Source organism: Pseudonocardia sp. NPDC049635, from assembly GCF_040659795.1.
Lineage (GTDB): Bacteria > Actinomycetota > Actinomycetes > Mycobacteriales > Pseudonocardiaceae > Pseudonocardia.
On the sequence record NZ_JBFAON010000024.1, the window covers coordinates 72,189 to 78,945 of the forward strand.

Below are 6,757 nucleotides of genomic sequence, written 5' to 3' on the forward strand. Positions count from 1 at the left end.
CCGTCCCCCCGGCCTCCCCGCGGCTACTGTGTCGCCGTTCACAAACGAACACTAGCGAGTGTGAAAATCGCAAGTCAACTTGAGATTGTCACGGAAGATGGTGTTATCTGGTGGCCATCGGTGTGCATCTCGCGGCTCCCGCTGTCGGCCGCGCGGTACCGTCCGGTCCCGACGACAGGCTCTCCGAGGGGAGGACGCCCGTGATGGCCCACGACCCGGCAGGCCCCGCGCCCGGCCCGGGCTACCGGCCCTCCGGGCCCGGTGAGCGGCAGGCCCTGATCACCGACCTGGTGATCGGCCGGGGCAGCGTCGGTGCCCAGGAGCTCGCCGAGGCGTTCGGTGTCTCGCTGATGACCGTGCACCGCGATCTCGACGAGCTGCAGCGTCAGGGCGTCCTCCGCAAGTCGCGCGGGGTCGCGACCGCCCAACCCACCGGGGTGTTCGAGTCGAACGTCGCCTACCGGTCGAAGACCAACGTGGAGGCCAAGCAGCAGATCGGCGCCCGCGCCTGCCGGTACCTCGAACCGGGGATGTCGGTCCTGCTCGACGACTCCACCACGGTCGCCCAGATGCTGCCCCACCTCGGTGTGCTCGCACCGCTGACGGTGGCGACCAACTTCCTGCACGGGCTGGTCGAGCTGACCCGGGTCCCGGGCATCGACGTGGTGGCCCTGTCGGGCCACTACGACGCCCAGCACGACTCCTTCCTCGGAGCGGCCTGCGTCGAGTCACTGCACGCGATGCGCTTCGACGCCGCATTCGTCAGCACCTCGGCCGCCCGTGAGGGGTGCGCGTTCCACCAGGAGGACCACATCGTCGCGGTGAAGCGCGAGATGCTGGCCGTGGCGACCCGCAGCTACCTGCTGATCGACCACACCAAGCTGGCGCGCACGGCGCTGCACCGGCTGGCGCCGCTCAGCGGGTTCGCCGCCGTCGTCATCGACGCCGGTGTCGGTGAGGAGCAGGTCGCCGAGCTGGTCCGGCTCGGGGTCCAGGTGGACGTGGCGGACGCCGGGTAGGGGCCGGCCGGGTGCGGCCGGACGGCTCGTCGGTGCCCAGCGATAGCATCGACGGGCGATCCCGCAGCGGATGCGCGCTCCCGCGATCCCGCAGCGGGAGACCCCGTCAACCGTGAGAGCCCTGGAGGCCGTCCCGTGTCCGCACCGCCCGCCCCGCCCGCGTCCGCCCCGATCCGGGTGCCGGCCGGGACGACCGCCGGCGCGCGCGTCCGGGAGGGCGGACTGCCGACCAGCGGCCCGGAGGCGGTCGTCGTCGTCCGGGACCCCGACGGGAACCTGCGTGACCTGGCCTGGGCCCCCGATGTCGACACCGACGTGGTCGCGGTCGCTGCGAACACCGAGGAGGGCCGCAGCGTCATCCGGCACTCGGCGGCGCACGTGCTGGCGCAGGCCGTCCAGCAGCTGTTCCCGAAGGCGAAGCTGGGTATCGGGCCGCCGATCACCGACGGCTTCTACTACGACTTCGACGTCGCGGAGCCCTTCACCCCCGAGGATCTGAAGAAGATCGAGTCGGCGATGAAGAAGATCATCAAATCCGGGCAGCGGTTCTCCCGGCGCCGGTTCGAGAGCCGGGAGGAGGCCCGCGCCGAGCTGGCCGGCGAGCCGTACAAGCTGGAGCTGGTCGATCTCAAGGGCAACAGCGACGCCGAGGTCATGGAGGTCGACGGCTCCGGCGAGCTGACGATCTACGACAACGTGCACGCGCACACCGGTGAGACCGTCTGGTCCGACCTGTGCCGCGGCCCGCACCTGCCGACCACGAAGTTCATCCCGGCCTTCACCCTGACCCGGAGCGCCGCGGCGTACTGGCGCGGCGACCAGCGCAACGCCCAGCTGCAGCGGATCTACGGCACCGCCTGGGAGTCGCAGGAGGCCCTCGACGCCTACCTGGAGCGGATCGCCGAGGCCGAGCGCCGCGACCACCGCAGGCTCGGCACCGAGCTGGACCTGTTCAGCTTCCCGGACGAGATCGGCTCCGGGCTCGCCGTGTTCCACCCGAAGGGCGGCATCGTCCGCAAGGAGCTGGAGGACCTCTCGCGCGAGCGGCACGCCGAGGCGGGTTACGAGTTCGTCTACTCCCCGCACGCCACCAAGGGTCAGCTGTTCGAGCTGTCCGGGCACCTGCAGTGGTACGCCGAGGGCATGTACCCGCCCATGCAGCTCGACGCGGAGTACACCGCCGACGGCGAGCTGAAGCGGCCCGCCGTCGACTACTACCTCAAGCCGATGAACTGCCCGATGCACAACCTGATCTTCCGCTCGCGCGGGCGCTCCTACCGCGAGCTGCCGCTGCGGCTGTTCGAGTTCGGCACCGTCTACCGGTACGAGAAGTCCGGCGTCGTGCACGGCCTCACCCGGGCCCGCGGTTTCACCCAGGACGACGCGCACATCTACTGCACCCGCGAGCAGATGGGCGAGGAGATCCGCAGCCTGCTCCGGTTCGTGCTGGACCTGCTGCGTGACTACGGTCTCGACGACTTCTACCTGGAGCTCTCCACCCGCAACCCGGAGAAGTCCATCGGTGACGACGCGTCGTGGGCCGAGGCGACCGAGGCGCTGCGCACCGCCGCCGAGAGCTTCGGGCTGGAGCTGCGCGACGACCCGGGCGGCGCCGCGTTCTACGCACCGAAGATCTCGGTCCAGGCGCGCGACGCGATCGGTCGCTACTGGCAGATGTCGACCATCCAGGTCGACCTCATGCTCCCGGACCGCTTCGAGCTCGAGTACACCGCGCCGGACGGCTCACGGCAGCGCCCGGTGATGATCCACCGCGCGCTGTTCGGGTCGATCGAGCGGTTCTTCGGGGTGCTGACCGAGCACTACGCCGGAGCGTTCCCGGCCTGGCTGGCGCCGGTGCAGGTGGTCGGCATCCCGGTCACCGACGACCAGGGCGACTACGTCCGCGAGATCGCCACCCGGCTGCGGCGCAAGGGGATCCGGATCGACGTCGACGCCGGTGACGACCGGATGCAGAAGAAGATCCGCACGCACACCATGGCGAAGGTGCCGTTCCTGCTGCTCGCGGGCGCCCGGGACGTGGAGTCCGGCGCGGTCAGCTTCCGCTTCCGCGACGGCTCGCAGCACAACGGCGTGCCCGTCGACGAGGCCGTCGAGCGGATCGCGGCCTGGATCGCGTCGCGCAGCAACGTCTCGCCGACCGCGGAGAGCTTCGGGGCCGGAGCCTAGGATCGGCCCATGGAGCAGGAGTGGGTCCCGCAGGAGGGTGTCGGGACGCCCGACGGTTTCGCCCGGCTGTGGACGCCGCACCGGCTGGCGTACATCAAGGGCACCACGGACACCGGCTGCCCGTTCTGCCGGATCGCCCGCGGGGAGTCCCTGGAGGAGTCCGCGGACCCCGATGCGGACAATCTCGTCGTCGCCCGCGGCGACGAGGTGTTCGCGCTGCTCAACCTGCACCCGTACAACCCCGGTCACCTCATGGTGCTGCCCTACCGGCACGTCGGTGACCTCGAGGAGCTGACCGACTCGGAGTCCGCCGAGCTGATGGACTTCACCCGGCAGGCCGTCGTGACGATGAAGAAGGTCGCCGCCCCGCACGCGTTCAACGTCGGCCTGAACCTCGGTCATCTCGCCGGCGGCTCGCTGGCCGACCACCTGCACCAGCACATCGTCCCGCGGTGGGGAGGCGACGCGAACTTCATAGCCGTGGTCGGGCAGACCAAGGTCATCCCGCAGCTCCTGGCGGAGACCCGGGACCAGCTCGCCGCCGCGTGGGTGAGCCCGCGGCGGGCGGACCCGCAGCCGGACTAGGCTGGAGTCGTCCCGTTCGAGAACTTGGAGCGCACGGCGCACGATGCTGAACATGTTCGCCCGCGGGCACGTCAACCGGCTCACCGACCCGGTCGGCCGGCGCCTCGTCGAGCGCGGTGTCAGCCCCGACACGGTGACGGTGGCGGGCACCGTCGGCGCGATCGTGTGCTCGGTCGTGTTCGTGCCCGCCGGCTGGCTGGTGCTCGGGGCCGTCCTGGTGACGCTGTTCGTGCTCACCGACCTGATCGACGGTGCGATGGCCCGGGCACTCGGCGGCGGCACCCGGTTCGGCGCGGTACTCGACTCCACCTGCGACCGGATGGTCGACGGCGCACTGTTCGGCGCGCTCGCCTGGTGGGCGTTGACCGGCGGGGCGGAGCCGGTGGCCGGTGCGGCCGCGCTGGTCTGCCTGGTCGGCGGCCAGATCGTGTCGTATGTGAAGGCACGCGCCGAGTCGGTCGGGCTGACCGCGGAGGGCGGGTTCGTCGAACGGGCGGAACGGTTGATCCTGGGTCTGCTCGGCGCGTTCCTCTCCGGTCTGGGGGTGCCCTACGCGCTGACCGTCGCGCTGCTGGTGCTGGCCGCGGGGACGGTGGTGACCCTGGGCCAGCGGATCCTGGCGGTACGGCGGAGCGCCCGTGGGGTGCCCCGTGCCTGATCTACCCGGCCGCCTCGCGGAGGCGGTCGCGGGAGCGGGTTACGGCGCCGGCTGGGCGCTCGTCGGGAGGCTGCCGGCGGGTGTGGTCAGGCGGGTGTTCGACGCGGGAGCCGATCTCGCCACCCGCCGCAACGGCCCAGGGGTGCGCCGGTTGCGCGCCAACCTGGCCCGGGTCCGGCCGGACGCGGCTCCGGACGAGCTGGACCGGCTCGTCGCGCGCGCGATGCGCAGCTACGCCCGCTACTGGAGGGAGGCGTTCGCGCTGCCCTCGCTCGACCCGGACGTGCTGCACGCCGCGATGCACCCGCACGCGCACGGAGTCGCGGCGTCGCTGGAGCCGCTGGCCCGCGGGCGCGGCGTGCTGTACGCGCTGCCGCACGCCGGGAACTGGGACGTCGCCGGCGTCTACCTGGTCCGCGAGCTGGCCCACCGCGGGCTCGACCCGGTGCTCACCACCGTGGTGCAGCGGTTGCGCCCGGAGTCGTTGTTCCGCCGTTTCCTGGCCTACCGGCGTGCACTGGGCTTCGAGGTCCTCACCGCCGACGACCCGCGTACGGCGCACCGGGCGCTCACCGCGCGGCTGCGCGAGGGCGGGGTGGTGTGCCTGATCGCCGACCGGGACCTGTCCGGGCGCGGGATCGACGTGTCGTTCCTCGGTGCGCCCGCGCGGCTCCCGGCCGGACCGGCCCGGCTGGCCCGCAGCACGGGCGCCGCCCTGTACCCGGCGTACCCGGTGTTCGTCGGCGACGCCTGGGGGGTGCGGGTCGGCGCGGAGATCCCGGTCCCCGAGGAGCGGTCCCGTCGCTCCGATGCGAAGGCCGTGCAGGTCCTCGCCGACGCGTTCGGCGAGCTGATCGCCGAACGTCCCGAGGACTGGCACATGCTGCAGCCGATCGGGGCGCCGCGATGACCGGCGGACTGCGGATCGGCATCGTCTGCCCGTACGCGCTGGACGTCCCGGGCGGGGTGCAGAATCATGTGCTCGACCTGGCCGCGACGCTGCGGGCGCTCGGCCACCGGGTCGAGGTGCTGGCACCGGGGGTGGGGCAGGCATCGGAGTTCGTCACCCCGCTCGGCCGCGCGGTCGGTGTCCCCTACAACGGCTCGGTCGCCCGGGTGAGCTTCGGGCCGTTCACCTACCACCGGGTACGACGGTGGCTGGCCTGCCACGACTTCGACGTGCTGCACCTGCACGAACCCACCACCGTCAGCGTCTCCGCGCTGGCGCTGCTCGCCGCGGGCGGCCCGATCGTGGCGACCTTCCACACCTCCACCGAGCGGTCCCGGGCGCTCTCCGCCTTCGGCGGGATGATCCGGCCGCTGATGGAGAAGGTGACGGCCCGGGTCGCGGTGTCGGCGACCGCCCGCCGGGTCCAGGTCGAGCACCTCGGCGGTGACGCGATCGAGATCCCCAACGGCGTCGACGTCGCCCGGTTCGCCGGCGGCCCCACGCTCGACGAGCTCGTCCCCGGGCTGCCGCGCGGCACCCGGATCGGGTTCGTCGGCCGCTTCGACGAGCCGCGCAAGGGCATGCCGTTGCTGCTCGACGCGCTGCGCGGCCTGCTGCCGCACTACCCGGACCTGCGGCTGCTCGTCGTCGGGCGGGGTGACGGCGCCGCCCTGCGGCGGGCGGCGGGACCGGAGCTCACCGGGCGGATCGACCTGCTCGGCGCGGTCGACGAACCGACCAAGGCGGCGGCGCTGCGCGCGATGGACGTGTACTGCGCGCCGCACCGGGGCGGTGAGAGCTTCGGGATGGTGCTGACCGAGGCGATGGCGGCCGGCGCGCCGGTACTGGCCGCTGACATCGAGTCCTTCCGCGCGGTGCTCGCCGGCGGGGCCGGCCGGCTGTTCCGGGCCGGTGACCCGGCCGCGCTGGCCGCCGCGTTGAGCGGACTGCTCGACGACCCGGCTGCCCGGGCCGCGCTCGTCGCCGCCGGGCGGGACAGGGCCTCGCGCTACGACTGGCCGGTCGTCGCGTCCGAGCTGGTCCGGGTCTACCGTGCCGCGATCGCGGCGGCCCCGCGCGCTGCCACCGGTGGTGCGGCGTGACGGCGGCGGTCGTGCTCGTGCCGGTCGCGCTGTTGCTGCTCGTGGTGGCGGCACTCACCGTGTGGTGCCTGACACGGGTGCGCAGGCTGCACCGGCTGCACGCCAGGGTGGACGCGGCCCGGGCCGGGCTCGCCGCGGCGCTCGCCCGCCGGGTGCAGGTCGCGCTGGAGATCGCCGCGCTGCTCGATCCGCCGCGAGCGGCGCCGCTCGCCGCCGCCGCACGGGCCGCCGCCGCCCGCTCCGCACCGGCCGCCGA

General features: G+C 73.0%; 6 protein-coding genes and 1 pseudogene. All 7 read left to right on the plus strand.

Going from position 1 to position 6,757, the window contains the following annotated elements:
- The first annotated feature begins 203 nt into the window (after positions 1-203).
- The gene (locus tag AB0J24_RS23365) at positions 204-1,019 is read left to right on the plus strand and encodes a DeoR/GlpR family DNA-binding transcription regulator (RefSeq protein ID WP_358684783.1); all 816 of its coding nucleotides are present in this window, start codon (positions 204-206) and stop codon (positions 1,017-1,019) included.
- A 135-nt stretch (positions 1,020-1,154) separates the two neighbouring features.
- The gene (gene thrS / locus AB0J24_RS23370; RefSeq protein ID WP_358684786.1) at positions 1,155-3,206 is read left to right on the plus strand and encodes a threonine--tRNA ligase; all 2,052 of its coding nucleotides are present in this window, start codon (positions 1,155-1,157) and stop codon (positions 3,204-3,206) included.
- Between the two features lie 9 nt (positions 3,207-3,215).
- Entirely contained in the window at positions 3,216-3,791 is a 576-nt protein-coding gene (locus tag AB0J24_RS23375) for an HIT domain-containing protein (RefSeq protein ID WP_358684788.1), read from the plus strand.
- 43 nt (positions 3,792-3,834) lie between these two features.
- Positions 3,835-4,449 carry a phosphatidylinositol phosphate synthase gene (gene pgsA, locus AB0J24_RS23380; RefSeq protein ID WP_358684791.1) on the plus strand — a complete coding sequence of 205 codons (615 nt, stop codon included), beginning with the start codon at positions 3,835-3,837 and terminating at the stop codon, positions 4,447-4,449.
- Positions 4,442-5,359 (plus strand): phosphatidylinositol mannoside acyltransferase, encoded by a 918-nt coding sequence (locus AB0J24_RS23385; protein WP_358684793.1) that lies wholly within the window; start codon positions 4,442-4,444, stop codon positions 5,357-5,359. Before pgsA ends, AB0J24_RS23385 begins: the two co-directional genes overlap by 8 nt.
- Before the next feature lie 8 nt (positions 5,360-5,367).
- Positions 5,368-6,501: a glycosyltransferase family 4 protein gene (locus AB0J24_RS23390; RefSeq protein WP_358684798.1), complete on the plus strand. Its 1,134-nt coding sequence runs from the start codon at positions 5,368-5,370 to the stop codon at positions 6,499-6,501.
- A pseudogene (locus AB0J24_RS23395) lies at positions 6,498-6,757 on the plus strand (NUDIX hydrolase); the annotation flags it as partial. The gene AB0J24_RS23390 and the pseudogene AB0J24_RS23395, both read left to right, overlap by 4 nt.